Source organism: Haloarcula taiwanensis (genome assembly GCA_002844335.1).
Classification (GTDB): domain Archaea; phylum Halobacteriota; class Halobacteria; order Halobacteriales; family Haloarculaceae; genus Haloarcula; species Haloarcula taiwanensis.
The window spans coordinates 492,205-511,531 of record CP019155.1; the positions used below are offsets into that span (position 1 = coordinate 492,205).

At 57.7% G+C, this 19,327-nt stretch carries 22 protein-coding genes; 12 read left to right on the plus strand and 10 right to left on the minus strand.

The features are described 5' to 3' along the window. Positions 1-73 precede the first annotated feature (73 nt). A complete protein-coding gene (locus BVU17_17350) occupies positions 74-505 on the minus strand; it encodes a hypothetical protein (GenBank protein AUG49329.1) in 432 nt (143 codons plus the stop codon). Beyond that, positions 502-1,671, minus strand: coding sequence for a 3-ketoacyl-CoA thiolase (locus tag BVU17_17355; protein AUG49384.1), 1,170 nt, complete (start codon positions 1,669-1,671; stop codon positions 502-504). Before BVU17_17355 ends, BVU17_17350 begins: the two co-directional genes overlap by 4 nt. A 49-nt stretch (positions 1,672-1,720) precedes the next feature. Here BVU17_17355 and BVU17_17360 point away from each other — a divergent pair, with 49 nt between their 5' ends. Together BVU17_17360 and BVU17_17365 are read left to right on the plus strand one after the other, a co-directional pair. After that, the gene (locus BVU17_17360) at positions 1,721-1,987 is read left to right on the plus strand and encodes a hypothetical protein (protein ID AUG49330.1); all 267 of its coding nucleotides are present in this window, start codon (positions 1,721-1,723) and stop codon (positions 1,985-1,987) included. A 346-nt stretch (positions 1,988-2,333) separates the two neighbouring features. Then, positions 2,334-3,245 (plus strand): glycerophosphodiester phosphodiesterase, encoded by a 912-nt coding sequence (locus BVU17_17365; protein AUG49385.1) that lies wholly within the window; start codon positions 2,334-2,336, stop codon positions 3,243-3,245. A 52-nt stretch (positions 3,246-3,297) separates the two neighbouring features. Here the strand turns inward: BVU17_17365 and BVU17_17370 are convergent, their stop codons facing one another. Together BVU17_17370 and BVU17_17375 are read right to left on the minus strand one after the other, a co-directional pair. Then, positions 3,298-4,089: an HAD family hydrolase gene (locus BVU17_17370; GenBank protein AUG49331.1), complete on the minus strand. Its 792-nt coding sequence runs from the start codon at positions 4,087-4,089 to the stop codon at positions 3,298-3,300. A 122-nt stretch (positions 4,090-4,211) separates the two neighbouring features. Beyond that, entirely contained in the window at positions 4,212-5,504 is a 1,293-nt protein-coding gene (locus BVU17_17375) for an MgtC/SapB transporter (GenBank protein AUG49386.1), read from the minus strand. 353 nt (positions 5,505-5,857) lie between these two features. Between BVU17_17375 and BVU17_17380 the strand changes: the two genes are divergently transcribed. From BVU17_17380 to BVU17_17395, 4 genes are read left to right on the plus strand one after another with little or no spacing between them, the layout of a single operon-like run. Continuing rightward, the gene (locus BVU17_17380; GenBank protein ID AUG49387.1) at positions 5,858-6,991 is read left to right on the plus strand and encodes a phosphate ABC transporter substrate-binding protein; all 1,134 of its coding nucleotides are present in this window, start codon (positions 5,858-5,860) and stop codon (positions 6,989-6,991) included. Between the two features lie 15 nt (positions 6,992-7,006). Further along, positions 7,007-7,822 carry a phosphonate ABC transporter ATP-binding protein gene (locus BVU17_17385; protein AUG49332.1) on the plus strand — a complete coding sequence of 272 codons (816 nt, stop codon included), beginning with the start codon at positions 7,007-7,009 and terminating at the stop codon, positions 7,820-7,822. Positions 7,823-7,827: 5 nt separating this feature from the next. Next, on the plus strand, positions 7,828-8,643 hold the full coding sequence (locus BVU17_17390) for a phosphonate ABC transporter, permease protein PhnE (protein ID AUG49333.1): 816 nt from the start codon (positions 7,828-7,830) through the stop codon (positions 8,641-8,643). Continuing rightward, the gene (locus BVU17_17395; protein AUG49334.1) at positions 8,643-9,437 is read left to right on the plus strand and encodes a phosphonate ABC transporter, permease protein PhnE; all 795 of its coding nucleotides are present in this window, start codon (positions 8,643-8,645) and stop codon (positions 9,435-9,437) included. The genes BVU17_17390 and BVU17_17395 overlap by 1 nt, the downstream gene beginning before the upstream one ends. A 741-nt stretch (positions 9,438-10,178) precedes the next feature. Here BVU17_17395 and BVU17_17400 read toward each other — a convergent pair. Both BVU17_17400 and BVU17_17405 read right to left on the minus strand, forming a co-directional pair. Further along, positions 10,179-10,688, minus strand: a complete 510-nt coding sequence (locus tag BVU17_17400; protein AUG49335.1) for a universal stress protein — start codon at positions 10,686-10,688, stop codon at positions 10,179-10,181. 65 nt (positions 10,689-10,753) lie between these two features. Next, on the minus strand, positions 10,754-10,939 hold the full coding sequence (locus BVU17_17405; GenBank protein AUG49336.1) for a hypothetical protein: 186 nt from the start codon (positions 10,937-10,939) through the stop codon (positions 10,754-10,756). A gap of 149 nt (positions 10,940-11,088) precedes the next feature. On the opposite strand from BVU17_17405, the gene BVU17_17410 reads away from it, so the two are divergent. The 3 genes from BVU17_17410 (at position 11,089) to BVU17_17420 (ending at position 14,266) form a co-directional block, all read left to right on the plus strand. Then, positions 11,089-12,195 (plus strand): cell division protein, encoded by a 1,107-nt coding sequence (locus tag BVU17_17410; protein AUG49337.1) that lies wholly within the window; start codon positions 11,089-11,091, stop codon positions 12,193-12,195. Between the two features lie 176 nt (positions 12,196-12,371). Then, positions 12,372-13,736: a 2',3'-cyclic-nucleotide 2'-phosphodiesterase gene (locus tag BVU17_17415; protein ID AUG49338.1), complete on the plus strand. Its 1,365-nt coding sequence runs from the start codon at positions 12,372-12,374 to the stop codon at positions 13,734-13,736. Positions 13,737-13,942: 206 nt separating this feature from the next. After that, positions 13,943-14,266 (plus strand): hypothetical protein, encoded by a 324-nt coding sequence (locus BVU17_17420; protein ID AUG49339.1) that lies wholly within the window; start codon positions 13,943-13,945, stop codon positions 14,264-14,266. 411 nt (positions 14,267-14,677) lie between these two features. Here BVU17_17420 and BVU17_17425 read toward each other — a convergent pair whose 3' ends face one another. The 3 genes from BVU17_17425 to BVU17_17435 form a co-directional block, all read right to left on the minus strand. Continuing rightward, positions 14,678-15,067, minus strand: a complete 390-nt coding sequence (locus BVU17_17425) for a DoxX family protein (protein ID AUG49340.1) — start codon at positions 15,065-15,067, stop codon at positions 14,678-14,680. A gap of 75 nt (positions 15,068-15,142) precedes the next feature. Next, positions 15,143-15,724, minus strand: a complete 582-nt coding sequence (locus tag BVU17_17430; GenBank protein ID AUG49341.1) for a hypothetical protein — start codon at positions 15,722-15,724, stop codon at positions 15,143-15,145. A 6-nt stretch (positions 15,725-15,730) separates the two neighbouring features. Next, positions 15,731-16,021, minus strand: a complete 291-nt coding sequence (locus tag BVU17_17435) for a hypothetical protein (GenBank protein ID AUG49342.1) — start codon at positions 16,019-16,021, stop codon at positions 15,731-15,733. Positions 16,022-16,376: 355 nt separating this feature from the next. On the opposite strand from BVU17_17435, the gene BVU17_17440 reads away from it, so the two are divergent. Both BVU17_17440 and BVU17_17445 read left to right on the plus strand, forming a co-directional pair. Continuing rightward, entirely contained in the window at positions 16,377-17,261 is an 885-nt protein-coding gene (locus BVU17_17440) for a universal stress protein (protein AUG49343.1), read from the plus strand. 128 nt (positions 17,262-17,389) lie between these two features. Continuing rightward, positions 17,390-18,004, plus strand: a complete 615-nt coding sequence (locus BVU17_17445) for a hypothetical protein (GenBank protein ID AUG49344.1) — start codon at positions 17,390-17,392, stop codon at positions 18,002-18,004. An 84-nt stretch (positions 18,005-18,088) separates the two neighbouring features. Here the strand turns inward: BVU17_17445 and BVU17_17450 are convergent, their stop codons facing one another. Continuing rightward, complete coding sequence (locus BVU17_17450) at positions 18,089-18,367, minus strand: hypothetical protein (protein AUG49345.1); 279 nt, start codon at positions 18,365-18,367, stop codon at positions 18,089-18,091. A 653-nt stretch (positions 18,368-19,020) separates the two neighbouring features. Between BVU17_17450 and BVU17_17455 the strand changes: the two genes are divergently transcribed. Next, positions 19,021-19,296, plus strand: a complete 276-nt coding sequence (locus BVU17_17455; GenBank protein ID AUG49346.1) for a hypothetical protein — start codon at positions 19,021-19,023, stop codon at positions 19,294-19,296. Positions 19,297-19,327 lie beyond the last annotated feature (31 nt).

Consider the following 19,327-nt stretch of genomic DNA (forward strand, 5'->3'; position numbering starts at 1 on the left):
TTACCGTTCCTGAGTCAAGTAGGGGTGGCTGGGGTGGCCGCGACCGTCTTGCTGTCGTCTGCGAGGCCTGCTCTCACCGCGGCTGAAAGACGTGAACCGGCCAGTCGGTTTCGTAGTCGAGCGCCACCTCCCGCTCTGTAGCCGTCGGCTCGCGCACCGTGAGTTCGACTGGGTCACCGATGGAGACATCGGCGTAATCGGCGGCGACGCGTCCGAGGAGGCGGCCACCGGCCGCGAGTTCTACGACGGCGACCGTGTATGGCGCGTCTTCCGCGAACGCCGGCGGTGGCGTGTGAACTGCCGTGTACGAGAAGATCTGTCCCTCACGGGGCTGTGGCTCGACGTCGACGGCGCGGCTACCGCAGGCGTAGCAAGCCGGCCGCGGCGGCAACAGGACCTGTCCACAGTCCGCACAGACCCCGCCCAGTAACTCGCCGTCCGCAAGGGCGTCGAAGAACCCCGGCAGTGTCTGGGGGTCGGTCGCATCGAGGTCGCTGTCAGTCATGGTGCCTCCGCCGTCGTGAGCACGTGGCCGACGGTGACAGCGTCAGCGACACCACCTTCGTTGAGCAACAGGGCCGTCTCGGCCCCCTCGACTGCTCGGTCATCTGCGGCTCCGGTGAGCTGCTCGTAGGCTTCGAGCGCCTGCAGGAGTCCGGTCGCGCCGATGGGGTGGCCGCGAGCCTTCAGCCCACCGCTCGGACTCAACTGCACGTCTGTCCAGCCGTCAGCCCGCTCCGCGGGCGGCAGGTAGCTCTGATAGCCCGTGCCTGTAGGCGCGAAGCCGGCAGCTTCCGCGAGGAGCGCCTCACAGACTGTGAACGCGTCGTGAACCTCCGCGATGTCGACAGCCGTGGCGTCGATGCCCGCCTCTTCGTACGCCGTCTCGGCAGCAATGCGAGCGCCAGCGATATCGGTCATGTTCCGCTCAGCGACCGCGATGTTGTTCGCAGCGGCCCCGCTGCCCGCGACGCGCACCTGCGGCCGGTCAAGGTCTGCCGCTAGTTCAGCGGTCGTCACGAGGACAGCGGCGGCACCGTCGCCGACTGGCGCGCAGTCGTAGAGTTTCAGCGGCGGGGCAACTGGGTCCGATTCCAGCACAGTCGCCACGTCGATTTCCTTCGGGAACTGCGCCCGAGGGTTGCGAGCAGCGTTGGCGTGATTCTTCACCGCGATCTCGGCAAGGTCCCGCTCCGTGGCGTCGGTCTCGTGGAGGTAGCGCTGGCCGAGCAGTGCGTACTGGCTGGGTGCGGTGATGCCGGAGCGCTGCTCGATGGCGCGGTCGAATGCCGCCGACAGCGCGTCCGTCGCGCCGCTGGTGCCCGCAGACGTCATCTTCTCGACACCGCAGGCGAGCACGGCCTCATGCTCACCGTTGCGGACATCCTTGACTGCGTGGCGCAGCGCGAGCGCGCCCGCGGCGGCACACCCTTCGACCCGTTCAGCGGGGACATACCGAAGGCCGGCCCACTCCGCCAGCAACGTCCCGTACATGATCTGGTGTTCGTAGCTCTCCGACTGATTACCGACGTACACCGCCTCAACGATGTCGGCAGGGTCGGGCAGTTCGTCGAACGCCTCCGCGAGAGCGACCGAGAACAGGTCGCGGCCTGGGAGGTCCGTGCGGCCGAGCGGTGAGGCACCGACCGATGCAATGACTGGCTGTGGCATCCGTGCCTCCATATATCGAGGTTCTTAGTTAACAGTTCACATTTTCACGGTGCCTGAACTGTTTTCCTGTCGGACGGCACAACCGTTTTTAACGACTGGGAGAGAGGAGGATATAGAGACGATAGAGGCGGAGTTTCTCGGCGTGCAGGTGACACTCGCCGGACTGTTTCTGGTCATTCTCTTTGAGGGAGTCTTTCCGTATCCGACTGTCGGACTGCTGTTCGGTGCTCTGGGAACGACTGTTTTCCTGATGCGCTGCTTTCAGGTCCGTGGCCCTGACAGCTACGTCCCCGTACTGAGTAATCAAGCACGCTGAAAGTGAGCGGAGGCTGCCGCATAGTTACAGTTATATGCCATTTCGGCATGTGCCGCACTACAACGGACGGTCGGACCGGTACGCAATTATTCACGCCCCCTCCCGGACCCCTCCAGTTCCACGAGTTTGGGTCCGTCCCAGCGAACTCCGTCGTCCTGTTCGTCGCTGTCGGACTATTGCGGGTCGGTCAGTTCCGACTGAGCTACAGACACACCTCCTATGAGGGGTAAAATGACTCGCAACTCCGAACCCGTATATATCGATATTACTAATCAATAGCTATATATAGATTGTGTAGGTAATAGGCCACGGAATGGTTCGAATACCAGACATATGCCGTCGAACCGTGCTGAAGAGTGCGTCTGCTGCCGCTCTGGGGTCCATCGTGGGCACTGCTGCTGGCAGAGAAAACGATCACGACAGCACCGAGCCGCCTATCGCTTCCACACCGATCCTTGCTGCACACCGTGGCTACCGCGGCCTGTATCCGCAAAACACCATTGCTGCTGTCCAACAGGCGGCGTACGGTGGTCGTGGCGGTCCGGGGTACAACACTGACATGATGGAGTGTGACCTCGTACCTGCAGGCGGGAAACCCTGGAAGGGCGAGGACTTCGAAATCGTCGTATTCCATGATGATAAGCTGGACGACCTGACAGACGAATCCGGGTACGTCTGGGAGACAGATGTACAGACCGTTCTGGACGCCGAAATCCGTGACAGCGGAGAGACGATCCCACGACTAGACGAGTTCGTCGAAGCCACTCCGGACAGCATCCCACTCAACATTGAGTGGAAAGCCGCTGGAGTTTCTCCCGACGATGACGCGTCAGAATCGGCCGTTGAGACCTGGGACCCGTTTACGGAGCAGGCGCTTGACGTCCTCTCCACTCACGAGAACGACTTTATCGTTCAGTCGTTCCAGAGGGCTGCACTGGAGTCCGTCAGAAAGTCGAATCCCAATATTCCGATCGCGTACTTGCTCTGGGACTCCATCGAGGAGGGACTGTCTGTCGTCCGTGATCTGGACGCGGAGTACATCCAGCCCCCGTACAATATGATTATGAACACGCCCTTCTTCAACGAAGATTATTACCTCGAAGACCCGGGTTTCGCCGAGATCGATCTGGTCGAGACTGCCCACAAGGAGGGGCGGAAGGTGATCCCATACACCATAACGACCTGGCATCAGGCGGAGAAACTGGTCGAGGCCGGTGTCGACGGAATCATCGCTGACTACCCCGGTGTACTCGATTGATATCTGAGGCATAGACGCAGTGGGAACAGCTAACCGCTCCTTGGTCCCTGCCCTATCCCTCGTCCGCTACAATCGCTGCCAGCTCTGAAAGGTCGGTCACGACGTGGTCGGCACGCACCTCACTCTCCGCCAAGTCCGCGGTACTGGTGACGCCAGTGAGTGGCAGTACCGTCTCCATTCCAGCCTGATTTCCCATCCTGATGTCTGTCTCGAGCCGGTCACCGATCATGAGGCAACGGTCGGGCTCTCCGCCGACCCGCTCCAGCGCCATCTGCAGGATGACGTTGGACGGTTTTCCAATCAACTGGTCCAACTCCTGCCCAGTCACTCCCTCTATCGCTCCGATCATCCCTGCAGCATCGGGAATCTCACCGTCATCTACAGGACACGTTCGATCCGGATTGGTCGCAACGAAGAGCGCGTCGTTCTCAGTGAGTGCGATTAGCGCATCCTGTAGCGTCTGGTAATCGAACCCGAAATCAAGTGATGCGATGACTGTGCCTGCTCGCTCTGGGTCAGTCGTCGTCTTCAATCCAGCGGCGCGCAACTCCGCGACCAGGGCGTCCTCGCCGATAACGTAAATCTCACGCTCCGGATACTGCGCGGATAGATAGTCCGCTGCTGCCGTGGCGGACGTGATTATGTCATCACTGCTGCACTCAATGCCCAGCGCGTTCAGCTTCTCACAGTATGTCTCTCGGCGGTCAATCGGTTTGTTCGTAACGAACAGGGTCGAAAGCCCCGCCTGACGCACTGCTTGGACCCCTTCGGCAGCGTTTTCAACTAATGACTCCCCTCGATACACCGTTCCGTCGAGATCGATAATAGCACTGGTGTACGTCATCTAGAGATTCCCCGTTTCGAACAGTGACGCTTCGGCAGACGCCGCTGCCGACGTATTCACAGGCGCTTCCTTTGCCGCAGGGACCCCGGCGGCCCTCGTACCATCCGGATAGCTCTGGCGGTTCATATCACTTGGAGGCTAATAACCACACCACCGATTCCGATCAGCGACAGGTAGAGCGACTTTCGCACTACCGGCGCTAACAGTGAGCGGTTGATACTCGTTGCAAACCCGATTTTCACGAGGATACTGGAGAGGGTTCCGGCCAGTACGCCCTGTGCCGCTACCGCCGGCGATATCTGGCCAGTCGATGTCAGCGTCACTGCAGTCGTTGTCGTCGTGCCGCTCGAGACGATGCCGCTGAGGAAGCTCGTAATCAGGAAGCCAGCTGTTCCGAAGATACGCTGTGCGCCAGCGGTGAGAATCAAGACAGCAAGGAAGAGCACCCCGAATTTCAGCGCGTTCGCGCTACTAAACGGGGAGTCGAAATCCAGTTCCAGATCGCCCTCCCAGTTGCTATCGTAATATGCGAGTCCAACGCCACTGATGGCGATCAGGCCGAGGGGGAGTCCAACGCTGACAGCCGACTCGGGGACGAACGCAACGATGATCGCTAAATTCCGAACCGCCATCGCCGCATCAGCTATCAGTATCGTTCCCACTGCAAGCTCTGTGATTCCCACGTTGTTCTTTGCACGGCCCGCGATTTCACCGATCACGGCGGTGGAGTTCACCAACCCACCGAAGAAACCAGTGACAGCGATCCCCTTGCTGCCGTATCGTTGCATCACGATATAGTTGACAAACCCGATCCCACTGACTGCGATTACGAGCATCCAGACCAGTTTCGGATCAATCGCATCCCACGGCCCGTACGTTCCACCGGGCAGGAGCGGATATACGACAAATGAGATGATCGCAAACTCACCGGCGCTGCGTACTTCCTCTCGGGATAACTGGTTGGCAAACTCGTGTAGCTCCCTGCGAAGGACTAGCAGGAACGACGACGTTATCCCAATGATGACGCCGATCAGGACGTGATTAGCACCAACCAAAATCCCGACCGCGTACGCGACGAGGAGCGAGGTCGACGTTGTCAGGGACAGGCCAGAGTCTAGCTCACCATCGTCGCCAGTCCACTGTGCGACTATCCCCCGGACTCCAAGCAACCCTCCCTGTACGAGAACAAGCGCTCCGCCAGAAGCAAGTAGGATTGTCTCGTTGAGCGACATTGCGGCAGCCCCCACCAGGCTCGTCAGGGTAAACGTGCGGATTCCTGCGGATTTGTTGGCCCACTCTCGTTCGAGCCCGAGCAGCATTCCCAGCGCACCTGCGATAAAAAGGTGGAGTATCTCAGGATCGACAGTTATCCCCTCTATACCTCCGAAAACAGCCGTATTCGCGATTGCACTCATTACAGTCATCTTAACTTTCAAGCGGTGGTTCCGTCATTTTTATATAGTCTATATACTACTATATTCTATATGGAGACAAATATACTGATGGGTAATAGGTGTTGGCCTTGAGTCTGGCCTGAATATCGATATAGTCTCTGTGGAGACCGAAAGCGTCTCTCAATTAGCGGTTAGTACCTAATATCTGTCATACATTGTGTTTTGATATTGATTTTTCATACTACGTCATGTATGGCTGAAACTCGTTTTGAAGGCTATATCGTTTTGTCAGATTTAAACATAAATACTTTTTAACCCAGATTTCGCATATGTCTGCGTCGACAATGAAACAGAACCCAGTTGACCGACGATCTGTGCTGAAAGTTGGCGCTACTGCGCTCGCAGCGGGCGTTGCAGGCTGTTCTCAGGAGAGTAGCCAGAACACCGAAGCATCTGGTGGAGATAGCACTGATAGCGGCGGCGGCTCCAGTAGCGGTGACGGTAGTTCCGGACAAAGTAACAACTATCCCGAGTTCGATCCGGCGAACCCGGAGTTCCCGCAGCTGATGCAGACGCTCATCGAGGCAGGATTCGAGACGGGGTCCCTGCAGGACCTGAAGAACATGAAGGAACGCGAGTCCCCTCGCTACGGTGACCCCGTCCAGAGTACTCCCGACAATGAAGATGAGCTGATTGACCCGGACCGTATCGCGTTTGCGATGACGCCGACAGAGGATCCGGCAGTCTATCGGGATACCATGCAGCCGCTGATGGACAACATCGCCGAGGAAACGGGGAAATCAGTCAAGTACTTCCCCCTCAACTCGTACGCGTCACAGATTGAGGCGATGCGATCCGAACGCCTCCACGTCGCCGGGTTCTCCACTGGGCCAACGCCGTTTGCTGTGAATCTGGCTGGTGCTGTCCCGTTCTCACTCCAGATTTCGAAAGAGGGTGACTTCGGCTATCGGCTGTGGCTCGCCACACAGGCAGACAACGACGAAATCTCCTCGCTGGAGGATCTCAAGGGCAAGCGTGTCGCACACGCTGAGCCGTCGTCCAACTCCGGGAACCTGGCTCCGCGTGCGCTGTTCTCGAACCAGGGTGTCACTCCGGGAGACGACTACGAAGTGAGTTACTCTGGCGGGCACGAACAGAGCATCCTCGGTGTGGCAAACGACGACTACGATGCTGCCCCGGTTTGTAGCACCTGTGTCACGCGTGTTGCCGAGGCGGACAACATTGACCCGACGAATCTCAAAGTCGTGTGGGCCAGCAATCCGTTCCCCACAACGAGCTTCTGTTACCGCTACAACCTGAAACCAGAAATTCAGGAAGGTATCAGGGCGGCATTCCTCGATTACGACTACTCTGACACCAAGATCGCGGAGGTCTTCGGTGGTCGCGGAAAGTGGACGGAGATCGATTACGCCACAGTCTACGATATCATCCTGCAGATTCAGGAGAATAACGAGATCAAGTACAACACCGATAACATCGAAGGCTAAGAAGAGACTCGAATAATGCTCACTGTAGATAATTTGGAAAAAACGTACGACTCCGGTGATAAAGCACTCAAAGGTGTCTCATTCGAAGTCAGTGGAAACGAGATCGTGGCAATCATCGGGCCAAGCGGGGCCGGGAAAAGCACACTCGTTCGTAGTATCAACAGGCTGACCGAGCCAACTGGTGGGCACGTCTCACTCGACGATACAGAGGTCACTGGCCTGGACAAATCAGCCCTTCGCGACGTCCGTCGCGATATGGGTATGATCTTCCAAGAGTTCAATCTTGTAGAGCGCCTTACGGTCATGGAAAACATACTCTCCGGCCGCCTGGGCTATCTCAGCACGTGGAACGCGTTCCGGCGGAACTTCCCACCGGAGGACATCAGGCGCGCACGGGAGATTCTCAGTCGCGTGAATCTTGAAGGCGTCGAGAACAACCGTGCAGATGAACTCTCTGGTGGCCAGCGACAGCGCGTTGGTATCGCCCGTGCCGTCATTCAGCGGCCGAAAATCCTGCTCGCTGACGAGCCGACGAGTGCGCTGGACCCCGACACCTCCCGAGAGGTCATGAGCCTCCTGACGGACATCGCTCATGAAGACGATATCCCCATCATCATCAACATCCACGAAGTCGATCTAGCGGTCGACTACGCGGACCGCATCATCGGTCTCAGTGACGGTGAAATCGTCTTTAACGGCCCGCCCGACGATCTGGATCAGGCAGCCAGAGACGAAATCTATCGCGGTGGTGAATCCATTGCGGACCGCGAAGAGCCGAGTGCCAGTAGCAGCACCGACTCTGACGACGTTATTGCCGAGCGAGGTGACTAATCAACATGGCTGCTGAATCTGGATCGGCTGTTGAAGGATCCTGGGAGCGACCCACAGTCTTCTACAACAAGAAAGTCAAGTATCTCATCTACGGGCTTATCTTGTTGTTCTTCGCGTATAGCTTCTGGAACCTCCGGATTTCCCCCAGCCGATTTATGCGAGGGATCGGAGCCGGTGTCGAGCTCGTCTCGAGCATGCTCCCACCAGCGTACACTCCGTCGCAGCGGGAACTCCTCATACAGGGAATCGTCGAGAGCATTGTGATGACGATTGTCGCCACGACAATGGGAATCATCGTCAGCGTGCCGGTCGCTGTCATGTCTTCCAACAACCTCTCGCCGAAGCCAGTCTACTACGTCGGCCGCAGCATCGTCGCCGTCACGCGCTCGCTTCACGAACTCATCGTCGCGATCATTATGGTCAAAGCGGTCGGGTTCGGTCCGCTCGCTGGTGTCCTTGCGCTCGCGTTCAAAACCATCGGATTCTTCGCGAAGCTCCTCGCAGAGGAAATCGAGGACATCGACCGCGGACAGATGGAGGCGATCACCGCGGTCGGCGGGACACCCGTCCAGACGTATCTCTACGGCGTGCTCCCACAGGTAATGCCCCGGATTGTCGGGCTGTCGATTTACCGGCTCGACATCAATCTCCGTCACAGCACCGTCGTTGGGATTGTCGGAGCGGGTGGTATCGGGATCACACTGCTGAACTCCTTCGATAAGTACGATTACCAGTTCAGTATGGCGATTATCGCCGTCATCGTCGCGATTGTCATGGTCGGTGAAGGCGTCAGCGCTCTCGTCCGGAGGCGGATCCAATAATGTCAAACAGCACTGACTCCTGGAGCCGGTTCGATCGCCGTGAGCGATTGCTCCGGTTCTTTGGACTACTGGCTGGGCTTGTCATCCTCGTCGCAGCCTGGCGTGCCATGGAAGTGAATTACGGCTACGCCGTGACTGCTCCGCGCGAACTGGCTGACCTCTTCGGCCGGATGTATCCTCCCAATGTGGGATACTCCCGGAAAATTGTCGGGCCGCTCCTCGAGACCATCAATATCTCCATCCTCGGCACGGCACTGGCCATCGTGATGGCGATTCCGGTCGCGTTCCTCGGCGCCAGCAACACGACGCCCAACAAGCCGGCGTACCTGCTGGGTAAGTTCATCATCTCGTTTACCCGTTCGGTCAACGTCATCATCTGGGCGCTGATCTTCGTGGTTATCTTCGGCCCGGGAGCCCTCGCTGGCGTGCTTGCGATTTCGATCAGGTCGATCGGGTTCACTGCAAAGCTAATCGCAGAGGCCATCGAAGAGATCGACCGCGGGTCTGTCGAGGCGATCACAGCAGCTGGGGCATCGTCCGTTGATGTACTCATCTACAGTATCGTTCCACAGATCAAGCCGGCGTTCATCAGCGTCGCGACGCTTCGATGGGATATCAACGTCAGAGCGTCGACGATCATCGGATTCGTCGGTGCAGGCGGGATCGGCGTCCCACTACAAACAGAGATCAATTACTTCAATTGGGAAGCAGTCCTGACGATACTCATCTCGATTCTGGGCCTTGTGCTCATCAGTGAAGCCATCTCAGCCTATCTGCGCAAGAAAGTGATGTAGGCGTTCGCATCTCGCGTCGCCTATTATTTGCCACACTATTAGATAATACTATAAACAATATATCAGAAACTTTATATATCTAGAGTATATATAGCCAGTGGGGCCAACGCCAGTGTCTGCCAACCTGGTTTTCCCCTTCTCCGTTTTACGAGTCGCCATCAACGGAGACAGCGCCGCGTGAATTTACTCCGAGAGCTTCGTGGATGACTGGCCGATTTAGCGATATAATACGCCGGCCAAAACGCACGAATAACGAGCCCACAACAGTTATTTAGAATCCAACAGTAGCCTTGGTTCGTTGATACAGGGCAGCTCTTCGAAGTGGTTCCTGGCACTCATGATGCTTGAAGCGATGTGTAGCCGCTAGTTGACTCTGTCAGACACGGGCTTTCGAACCCTGCCAGTATGCTCACACCGATTCGTGGCCGCTTCGCTACTGGGGGAAGCGGTGTAACACGGGAGAACTTCCAAAAACCCGTCACGAGGACCAGCAACGACTCAGGAGTAGTCAGCAAACGAATGGTGGGCAGCCGGGGGGAGTGGCGTGCACGCACCACCCAAAGTCGTCATCCACGACGACAGGTTCTGGACTCGGGCCAATCGATGAACTGGATTGGACTCAAGGGGAGATGGAGCGAGGACCAGAACCCACCTAACAATATACAGTTGGTAACAAAAACAGTTGTGATATCTGCGTTCCGTCTGTCGGTTCTGGGATGACTGTACGGCCGGCATCGTTCCCTATTCCGGGAAATAAAAATCGGATTTCGACCGTCTGTGCGGGGACGTGTCCCTGAGTTTGGCGATTTTAGACGGATTGCAGTTTCGGACGATGACGACGTCGTAGGCGTCGTCCGAGGCAATCGATCCGCCGACACTGCTGATGCTCGTGACGAGGTGGCCGGCGTTTTCGCTCCCGATAAAGACCATTGACGCGTCTTCTCTCTTGGCCATCTTGCGGATGGCTTTCGCCACCGACCCGGCCGGCGCGTACCGATCCACGACTGTATGTCGGAAATCGGAAGCCGGACACAGGTCTATCACCTGCTCGTGCAGTGAGGAGACAACTGTCTCCAAGTCGAATTCTTCGTTCGGCCCGATCCAGTCGTGTTCCCGAGCGTACTCCGCATTCCCGTTCCGGACGACACTGACGGCCAGCACCTCCTCTTCGAAGACGTTGCCGAACTCCGTCGCCCGAACGAGTGCTGCCTCGGCTAATTCAGAGCCGTCGAACGGCACAACGAGGGTCATATACCGACTATTAGACAAGCAGACAAGTAACACCGCATCCATTCTTACACAGCGGGAAACCAGCATCAGGCTCTATGAGCCAGCACCCCCCGAGAGCCGAGGGGGCCGCGCACAGCACAGGGCCTATAGCTGTCGAGAGCGGTGGCGATGAACAGGCTGCCCATCGACTCGCCGGAAACGATAATAGACAGAGAATCGGCTGGTTCATCGACAAGCTCGTGAGACACAGTCCTTTTCAGCGCCTGTCGCATGAGAGGCTTCTATTCTGACAGTATTGCGGTCAAATACCAGTCCTGTGAGACGCTACTGAAGCTCCGACCGTACCTCGACTTGTAGCAATACCAGTGGTGGTATCGCAGTGAGTCGGATTATTAATAGTAGACGACACTAAATGCGACGTATGCGAGTCGCGGCAGTTGGTATCGGTGGCGCTGGAGGCCGGATCGTTGAGCGACTGTGGCAGGACAACGAACGCCGCGAAGGACCATATCTCGGCGCAGCCTGTGCCCTCGACACGGACACCGAAGCGCTCGGCGAACTCGATGGACTCCCGTCCGACCGGCGGCATGCCTTCGGGCTCTCCGAAACAACTGGGACCGGAACGAACGGGGACCGAGCGAGCGGTATCGCCGCTATCGAAGACGAACGGCTCGAGATTCGCCGGGCGATAGACGAACTGATAACGAGTGATATCGACGCTATCGTCCTCGTGGCCGGGCTTGCAGGCGGGACTGGCAGCGGTGCCACAGCCCACGTCGCCCACGCGCTCAGAGAGGTTTACTCGCTCCCACTCTACTGTTTAGCGGTGTTACCAGCCGGCAGGGACGACGACGCAGCCGCGAACACGATGCAGGCACTCCAGGCGCTGGAATCGCCTGTCGACGGACAGATACTGTTCGACAACGAAGCGTGGCTCGGAAGCGGCCAGACGGTCGATGAGACCTCCGAGACACTGAACGAAACCGTTGTGGCGCGGCTCGGGGCGCTATTCGCCGCAGGTGAGGCGACGGCATCCGACACCGTCGGTCAGAGTGTCGTTGACGCTAGCGAGATTATCAATACCCTCTCAGACTCTGGTTTCACAACACTTGGCTACGCCAGTCAGGACCTGCAGGCGGATAGCGGGGACGGAGACGGGACAGTTATAGGCCAGCTCAAAAACCGCTTTCTCGGGGACAACTCGGACGATGTTGACGAAATAGAGGCATACAACGCCGTCGAGACGACACTCCGCCGAGCGGTACGTGGCAAACTAACGATCCAGTGCGAGGTGGCGTCCGCCGATAAAGCCCTAGCTGTGTTTGCCGGGCCGCCCGCGTGGCTGCTCCGGGAAGCCGTTACCGACGGGCGGCGATGGCTTACCGAGGAACTCCAGTCGCCGGAGGTCCGGAGTGGCGACATGCCCACGCCCGACCGAAACACGCTGTCGGTTTTAGTCGTACTTAGCGGCGTCACAGAACTGCCGCGGCTGGTGGAACTGAAAAAGTTAGCCGAACAATCGACATAACGACCTCTGATTGGAACAGCTGGCGGACGCCGCGGTCGAAGCTACGTTGCTTTGGAGCAGTGAATCTCATCCAGCAACGAGGACGGTCTCACCGAGGCGGCCGGGAACGGAAGCACATTACCGAGAAGTCACAAGCGAAATCGATTTCCATACGTCACTGGAATCGGCTTTGAGCGATGTCAGTTCGGTTACTCCAGTACTCTGACATTGAGACCGGCTGTGACGACCCCGTTCGGATGGGGCAGCTCGCCGGAACAATCCAGTCCGTCCGCGGAGAGGACACAGTCGTCGCCGGTACCGGCGACAACACTGCCCCGGGTGTTCTCGCTCACTATTTCGAAGGCCGTCAAGCGCTACCGTTTTTCCGGGCAGTGAGTACCGATGTCGAGACGGTAGGAAACCACGATTTCGACTTCGGGACTGCGCCCATTCTAGACGTCATCTCGGAGAGTCCACAGGAGTGGATCGTCGCGAACGTCGCTGCCGGCGACAGTGAAGCCGGTTGTGGTTCTGGCATCGCTGGGTTAGACGGAATGACAGTTCTACACCGAGATAGCCAACAGATCGGATTCGTCGGGGTAATCGATCCCGCGACGCCCCGAATTGCTCCAACCGGCGCGTCGGAGCTGACCGTGACCAGTCCTGTCGAGAGCGTGCGAACAGCGGTGGGTGAGCTCGGTCACACTGTCGATCAGTTCGTGGTGCTCGCACACTTACGGCGTGATTATGAGACCGCCGTTGCGGCCGTCGACGGTGTCGACGCGGTCCTCGGGGGCCACGTCCACAGGGAACGCCACGAGATCGTCGACGGAACACTGGTTATCCGCCCCGGAGCAAACGGGCAAGTGGTCTGGGAAGTCGAACTGTTCGACGGGAATCGTCCGCCGGTGGCCACTCGGCATTCGACAGCTGAGGGACCTATCGACAAGTCGATGGCCGATACGACCCGCGAGCAGCTGGCCGATGTCGGCTTGCTGGAGACTGTCGCCACTGTCGACGACCCGATCTATCGCGATATCGACCGGCGTACCCGCGGCGAGAGTCGTATTGGCAACCTCGTGGCCGACGCCTATCGCTGGGCGGCTGATACCGATGTCGCCTTCGTCCACAATGGCGGCCTTCGAGAGGGGCGACCCCTGTCTGGTGAGGTCACGGCTGGCGAGGTGGCCAGCCTGAACCCCTTCGGCGGTAAGGTGGAGGTCCTCCGCCTTTCGGGTGACCAGCTACGAACGCTCTTGAAGGCAGCCTTCCGTCCCCACCGCGATGACGGACGGCTCTGGCACGGCGACATCAGCGGGATGACCGTCGAGTACGACACCGAGACTGGACGGCTAGTGAGCGTGGCTGTCAACGACCAGCCTATCGACGCCGGTCGCGAGTACAGGATTGCCACCAACTCGTACGTCGTCTACAGCGACAACTGGCCGATTCCGCGCGAGACAGCCGTCGATTCGGTCGGACCTCCGTTCAAGACTGTTGCAGACTACGCTCGCGAAGAAGGCCTCGCTGTCCAGGTGGACGGACGGCTCCGAGAATGCTGATGAGTTCACGCGAGGAATGACTGTGTATATGGCCTAGAAACGACGTTGAAGCCCGCTCAAAGTGAGCCGCTTATTCGGTGGCGAGTCGCGTAAGTATATATTCGAGAACAGACAGCGGTTTGCGCTACGCTGAGAACTCCACGTCGCGTCAGATTTGAGCCGGGAAAGTAGACACGTTTTTACTGATCGATTCTGGATTTCGTATCATGGCGGTAGATAACACTCGCTGTGAAAGCGGCTGTGCTGCCACGCTTCCCGATGTTGTGCCGTTCAACCTCGATCATTTGACACGTCAGAGCTGGGAACTGGGCACACGCTCTATTCAGGACGAGCAAACGATAGAACTCGGCGACTGGTCCTATCAGGCCGGGCAGTGGGCCCTGTCGCTGTTTGAGGTGACAAGCGAGACCGCCATTATCCGCATCCAGACACCAGTTGGTCGAAAGCGGTATTACGGGGCGATTCAGTCAGAGGTCCGCACGGCGATGCAAGAACTCGAAGCGAGCCCGGCCTGGCAGAAAGTTGTGTGAGTACCGACACTATTGACTTCTGCCTCTAAATTAGATTCCGCTACAGAGCGCCTGAACACAGACTGACCACGAAGCAGCGCGTCGGAACAGCTTGTCTCCAGCTTTCAGCACACGCCTCGATTCTGTGGCTGATACCGCGAGGCTACTGCTCACCGGGCGGGTCGTAGTCATCCGAGAGGAAGATACTGTCCTGCTCCGAGTCGAAGTAGACTTCCAGCGCCCGGAGTGAGCCGGCATAGGCTGCAACCATTACGAAAGCGAATCCGATCAGGCCGGGGAGGAGGAATTCAAGGGCCATTGTGCGACACCATCCGCTTCTTCGTAATAAGTGATTCAATCAGGATACGTGGTCCAGCTTCTCATTCAGCGCAGGTATCGTGGCGAACTCGTCGTGGTCGGCCGCCGCCACGCTCAGTCGGTGTACCAGTACGCCCAGAGAATCAACACGCCCTGCAGTGGTAAGCGTGCCCAGCGGACCAGTGCAGATGGCTGGCCGCCGCCCGTGCCCTCGATGGTGACCATGGAAACAGCCATGTAGACGTTTGCGGGAAAAATCGCGACGAGCAGTGCGATCGTCGCCCATGCAGCGTATGAGCGCGTCTGCGGTACCAGCAGGCCGAACCCGACACCGATCTCGGCGACACCGGACAGATACACCAGCGCAAGCGGCGCTGGCAAAACCGGCGGCACGATCTGGACGTATAGTTCCGGCACGACGAAATGCAGTATCCCAGCAACGACATACAGGATCGACATCACGTAGCACAACGGCCGTTTGAACTGCCGCAAGCCAACACGCATCTACGACCTTGTTCGGCGGCCAGTCCAAAGCAAGTTGGGATTTGTGCTTCCGTGAGGAAACAGAGTCCCAGTCTCTCAGCCGGGGAGAAAGAGATTGAGAACGGCCACGACTACGCCGGCAAGTCCCATTCGCGCGGCGGCAACGTACCACTGCTGGCCCGAAATCGAACCCATGTAGGCACCGAACGCACCCAACACACCGACACCGAGGCCAACCGCGATGAGTGCCGCCTCTGTCATTGTGACGACGGTTCCTGCGACAAGGAACGGGGTCAGCGGAATCAGAATCCCGACCAGCGGGCCGAGGCCGCTCATAATGGCGTGGACGAAGCGGGCACCGCGCTGGTTTCGCTGCACGCGGGTATCATCGAGATCCGTAAGCATCGCTTGCTCGATACGTCTGATTTCGGCCCGGGTTTCGGCACGTTCGATTTCCCACACGCTCCAGACTGCAGAGGTCCCGAGGCCAACTGCCGCGCCCAGTCCGATTTTGATCACAGTGTATCCATCAGGGACCCCAGACAGGACAGCGCCGACGATGATGCCGATGCTCGTGAGTGTCCCGTCAAAGCCGTTCGAAATGAAGTACCGACGGGAGATAGCAAGAACATCTTCCTTTCCGAGCAGTCGCCTGATGAATTGTCGAATGGACGCCACAGCGCATCAGCCATCCTGTAACGTCCGTCGATCCGTGACAACAGTGTCACCGCAGGCAACCTGGTCTACAGAGTGCACTGACCCGCCGAGATGTTCGATCGTTTCATCGATCGCCTCGAAATCCAGATCGTCGCCTTCGAACGTGACCTTGACATTCTGCACTTCCTGATCCAGTTCAATCAGAGACGATGTTACTCCGTCGACCCCCGCAATTTCGGCCAGTTGGTCGGTAAAGGTCAGGAGCGGCGGATCGTGTGGTTTCAGGACATCGATTACAAGGCGTCGGACTGCTGCCATATCTCAACACGCGCGGGGTTATGGTAAAAATGTGTGCCAATACCACCCTGTCATCGGACCACTCCTATCGAGGTACCTGACGGCGACGCTGTACATCCTCTATCCGAAGCGGGCAAGAAACTTCCGCAGGCGAGATGTTATTAGATCCCACTGTGTAGTTCATCGAACAGCGTCTCTGGATTACGATGCATCTGCAACGACATCGAGCCGACCAGTTCGCTGCGCGGACGCTGACACAGCAAAGGCTCAGAAGTCACAGTCACGGACGGGTGCAAACAGAAATCCGTCTTCAGTCACCCCGGAACGCCCTCCGTTGCCCAGATAGCTGACCGAGTGCAAACAAGCGACTCCCAGTATGTACGACACCATCCTGTTCCCGACTGACGGGAGCGACGCCGCAGAATCGGCTCTTGAATACGCGCTACAGATCGCAGCCGAGCACGAGGCGACATTGCATATCCTCAACGTCGCCGATACTGGCCGAGACAGTGTCACAACGATTCGTGGAGAGGTCATCGACGTTCTCGAAACAGAAGGAGAGCGCATTGTGGCGGAAGCCGCGCAACATGCGAAGGATGAGGGCGTCCCAGTCGTCTCGACGGTTCTCCAAGGAGACCCGCACAGGACGATACTTGACTACAGCGAACAGTCCGACATTGACTGCATTGTCATGCCGACACACGGACAGCGGGGGATCAAGCGAATCCTCCTCGGAAGCGTCACCGAACGTGTCATCAACACGGCGACGGTTCCCGTCATTGCGGTCAACCCCGCAGGAGAGCGGTCACTCGTGTATCCGCCGACACACGTCCTTGTCCCGACAGATGGCAGCCGTGGCGCGGGGGTCGCAGTGACACAGGGGATTGCTGTTGCAAACGCGACGGGGGCAACACTCCATCTGCTCCACGTTGTCGAGACCGGCGGTCTCGGGCTCGATGCACGCTCTGTCCTGAAGGAAGGGAAGTTGACTGATCGGGCGAACGAAATTATGGCCGAGGCAACCGAGAGAGTTGAGGAAACGTCGCTTGACTCGGTCACCACCGCCATCGAACACGGTACCCCATCAAAGGTGATTCGCGATTACATCGACGAGAACCAGATCGGTCTCGCGGTTATGGGGACTCACGGACAGACTGATTTCAGCAGGTACGTCATGGGTGGTGTCAGCGCCAAAATCGTCCGGACGTCCCCAGTTCCAGTGACGTGGGTTCGTGAGCCCGACGCTGAATCAGATGAGTAGGGCGGTTCGTGAATCTGTCAACACATCCCAGAGCACGGGTCTGAGAAAGCGCTGCGTGTGCGGGACCGTGGTCGGACTCTGGATATGCGGGAGTGTTTAGTAACTATGGCCACCACCTAAATCGGATCATGACCACAGACGACTCACAGTCCGGTGGAGGAACGAGCAAGGTCGATGCCGTGATTCAGAAGTACGGTCTTGTCGGGATGGGTGCAGAGCTCGAGAGCCGATGGGTTGGTGACGAGGGAGAGGAACAAAGCACCCGCGATCTTGCGGAGTATTTCAATCAATCAGTGCTCGAATCCGCTATTGAAGGGGTTGACGCCCCGACATTGAGTGGTGATATCCAACAGGTCTATCAGTCACTTAGTGAAGACGACGCCGACGCCCCACTCATACGCTCCCGCCTCGAACAGAGCGGAGTCGATATCGAATCCGTGATGGCTGATTTTATTTCCCACCAGACGGTGTATCGCTATCTCAAGAACGATCGGGGCGCGGCTAGGCCCGAGCAGACACCCGAAGAACGGAAGGAAAGTGCCATTGACAGAATACAGCGGCTCCGGGGGCGAACCACCGCCGTGACGAGGCAAACTATCGAGAGCTTAGAAAAAAACGACGCCATCTCAGCGGGCGATTTCAACATCATCAACGAACTGCAGGTACTGTGTGAGGACTGTGGCCGTAGCTACGATATTGTCGCATTTCTGGAACAGGGTGGCTGCGACTGCCAGTCCGAATGAGGGTTTCTTCACAAGCAGGCACAGGAACGCTGGCAGCCCAGCCAGCGGGTCTGTAAGCAGACGCAGTTCCGCGACAGAAGGTAATCAGTCGAGCCTCGGGAACCGGGCGGACTTACAGTCGACGCTGCAGAACGCGTATTCCGTGACGTTGCCGGCCCCATCTCTGGTAGTGACATTTCGATACTGGACGTTTTCCCCGATCGGTGCTCCGCAGTGGTCGCAGTGGCGCGTTGCAATCGAGCTAATGACGACCCTGATAGATTGGCTCTCGACACTTTCGGGGGCTGCATTCCGGGCCTGGTCTGCGTTTGCGATGTCCGCTGGTTGTTGGCTACGATACTCCTGCGTGTTTTGTGCGTTCATGATGGTGCTGAGTGTGGATTTGTAGTTTGTGTCACAGCGCGTCGTGTGATGGGTCATCACGACCCGACAGCCGTTGGCCGGTGCTCTGGGGACCAGCCGGGACTGACGTTTTCCACCTGTGTGCGGACGTTTGCCCGCACTGTGGTGGTCTACGTCAGTTTAAAACTTGAAAAATGTAAAACCAGATGTAGAACGATCCGTACCGATCACGTGCCGGGACAGCGGGCTTACTTTCCAAGCCGTACAGTCGACGCCCGGATTCATATGCATGGATTCATTGGATGTACACTTAACAATTATGTGAGGGCTGTTCACACCCACCAACTACCGGCGTTTGCAGACAGCCCCGTCTCAGTAGATGAGTTGATGCACACTAACCAAATGATTAAATACAATAGTTTGTTATATATGTACATGGAACCGGGTGTCCAGACGGGAGAAGCGTCCCGGAAAACAATGGCAGCTACCGTCGTAGCGACCGGTTATACGTTTTTTATACTGCCTGCCTAGTAATCCGCGTAGACCATCGCAGCCCGGGCAGTACCCCGGTATCGGTGGAAAACGTCGGTGAGTCGATTATCGCGACTGTGGAGTAGTGTGGACCAGTCGATAGAACGAGACCGTCCCCCGTCAACAACGAATCGATACGAACGATGAATGGACAAAGTGACGCAGAACAGTCGTTAGCAACCGGTCGCTGCGCTATGGAAGTCAGCGGCAACACAACCACTACCGAGCTGATAATTCAAAATAAGTCGACCCGAGTCCTGGTTGGTGGGTCACCGACCTACCGCTGTGACTACTGTGGGCAGGTGATCAGCGAACAGATGAGGTACAGAGGTCTTACGATACGAGACTCAGGCGGAGAGATAACAGAGCATTTTTTCTGTGAAGAGGAATGCATGACATCGCAGTACCCCAATATCTGAGATTCCCGTTTTGTTTTCGACTGGTATAGAT

Bases quoted from the DNA above. Each gene is read 5' to 3' on its own strand.
- BVU17_17350 (AUG49329.1), bottom strand. From the start codon at position 505: ATGACTGACAGCGACCTCGATGCGACCGACCCCCAGACACTGCCGGGG.
- BVU17_17355 (AUG49384.1), bottom strand. From the start codon at position 1,671: ATGCCACAGCCAGTCATTGCATCGGTCGGTGCCTCACCGCTCGGCCGC.
- BVU17_17455 (AUG49346.1), top strand. From the start codon at position 19,021: ATGAATGGACAAAGTGACGCAGAACAGTCGTTAGCAACCGGTCGCTGC.
- BVU17_17400 (AUG49335.1), bottom strand. From the start codon at position 10,688: ATGACCCTCGTTGTGCCGTTCGACGGCTCTGAATTAGCCGAGGCAGCA.
- BVU17_17375 (AUG49386.1), bottom strand. From the start codon at position 5,504: ATGAGTGCAATCGCGAATACGGCTGTTTTCGGAGGTATAGAGGGGATA.
- BVU17_17435 (AUG49342.1), bottom strand. From the start codon at position 16,021: ATGGCAGCAGTCCGACGCCTTGTAATCGATGTCCTGAAACCACACGAT.
- BVU17_17405 (AUG49336.1), bottom strand. From the start codon at position 10,939: ATGCGACAGGCGCTGAAAAGGACTGTGTCTCACGAGCTTGTCGATGAA.
- BVU17_17445 (AUG49344.1), top strand. From the start codon at position 17,390: ATGACCACAGACGACTCACAGTCCGGTGGAGGAACGAGCAAGGTCGAT.
- BVU17_17415 (AUG49338.1), top strand. From the start codon at position 12,372: ATGTCAGTTCGGTTACTCCAGTACTCTGACATTGAGACCGGCTGTGAC.
- BVU17_17385 (AUG49332.1), top strand. From the start codon at position 7,007: ATGCTCACTGTAGATAATTTGGAAAAAACGTACGACTCCGGTGATAAA.
- BVU17_17450 (AUG49345.1), bottom strand. From the start codon at position 18,367: ATGAACGCACAAAACACGCAGGAGTATCGTAGCCAACAACCAGCGGAC.
- BVU17_17425 (AUG49340.1), bottom strand. From the start codon at position 15,067: ATGCGTGTTGGCTTGCGGCAGTTCAAACGGCCGTTGTGCTACGTGATG.
- BVU17_17420 (AUG49339.1), top strand. From the start codon at position 13,943: ATGGCGGTAGATAACACTCGCTGTGAAAGCGGCTGTGCTGCCACGCTT.
- BVU17_17390 (AUG49333.1), top strand. From the start codon at position 7,828: ATGGCTGCTGAATCTGGATCGGCTGTTGAAGGATCCTGGGAGCGACCC.
- BVU17_17410 (AUG49337.1), top strand. From the start codon at position 11,089: ATGCGAGTCGCGGCAGTTGGTATCGGTGGCGCTGGAGGCCGGATCGTT.
- BVU17_17370 (AUG49331.1), bottom strand. From the start codon at position 4,089: ATGACGTACACCAGTGCTATTATCGATCTCGACGGAACGGTGTATCGA.
- BVU17_17440 (AUG49343.1), top strand. From the start codon at position 16,377: ATGTACGACACCATCCTGTTCCCGACTGACGGGAGCGACGCCGCAGAA.
- BVU17_17395 (AUG49334.1), top strand. From the start codon at position 8,643: ATGTCAAACAGCACTGACTCCTGGAGCCGGTTCGATCGCCGTGAGCGA.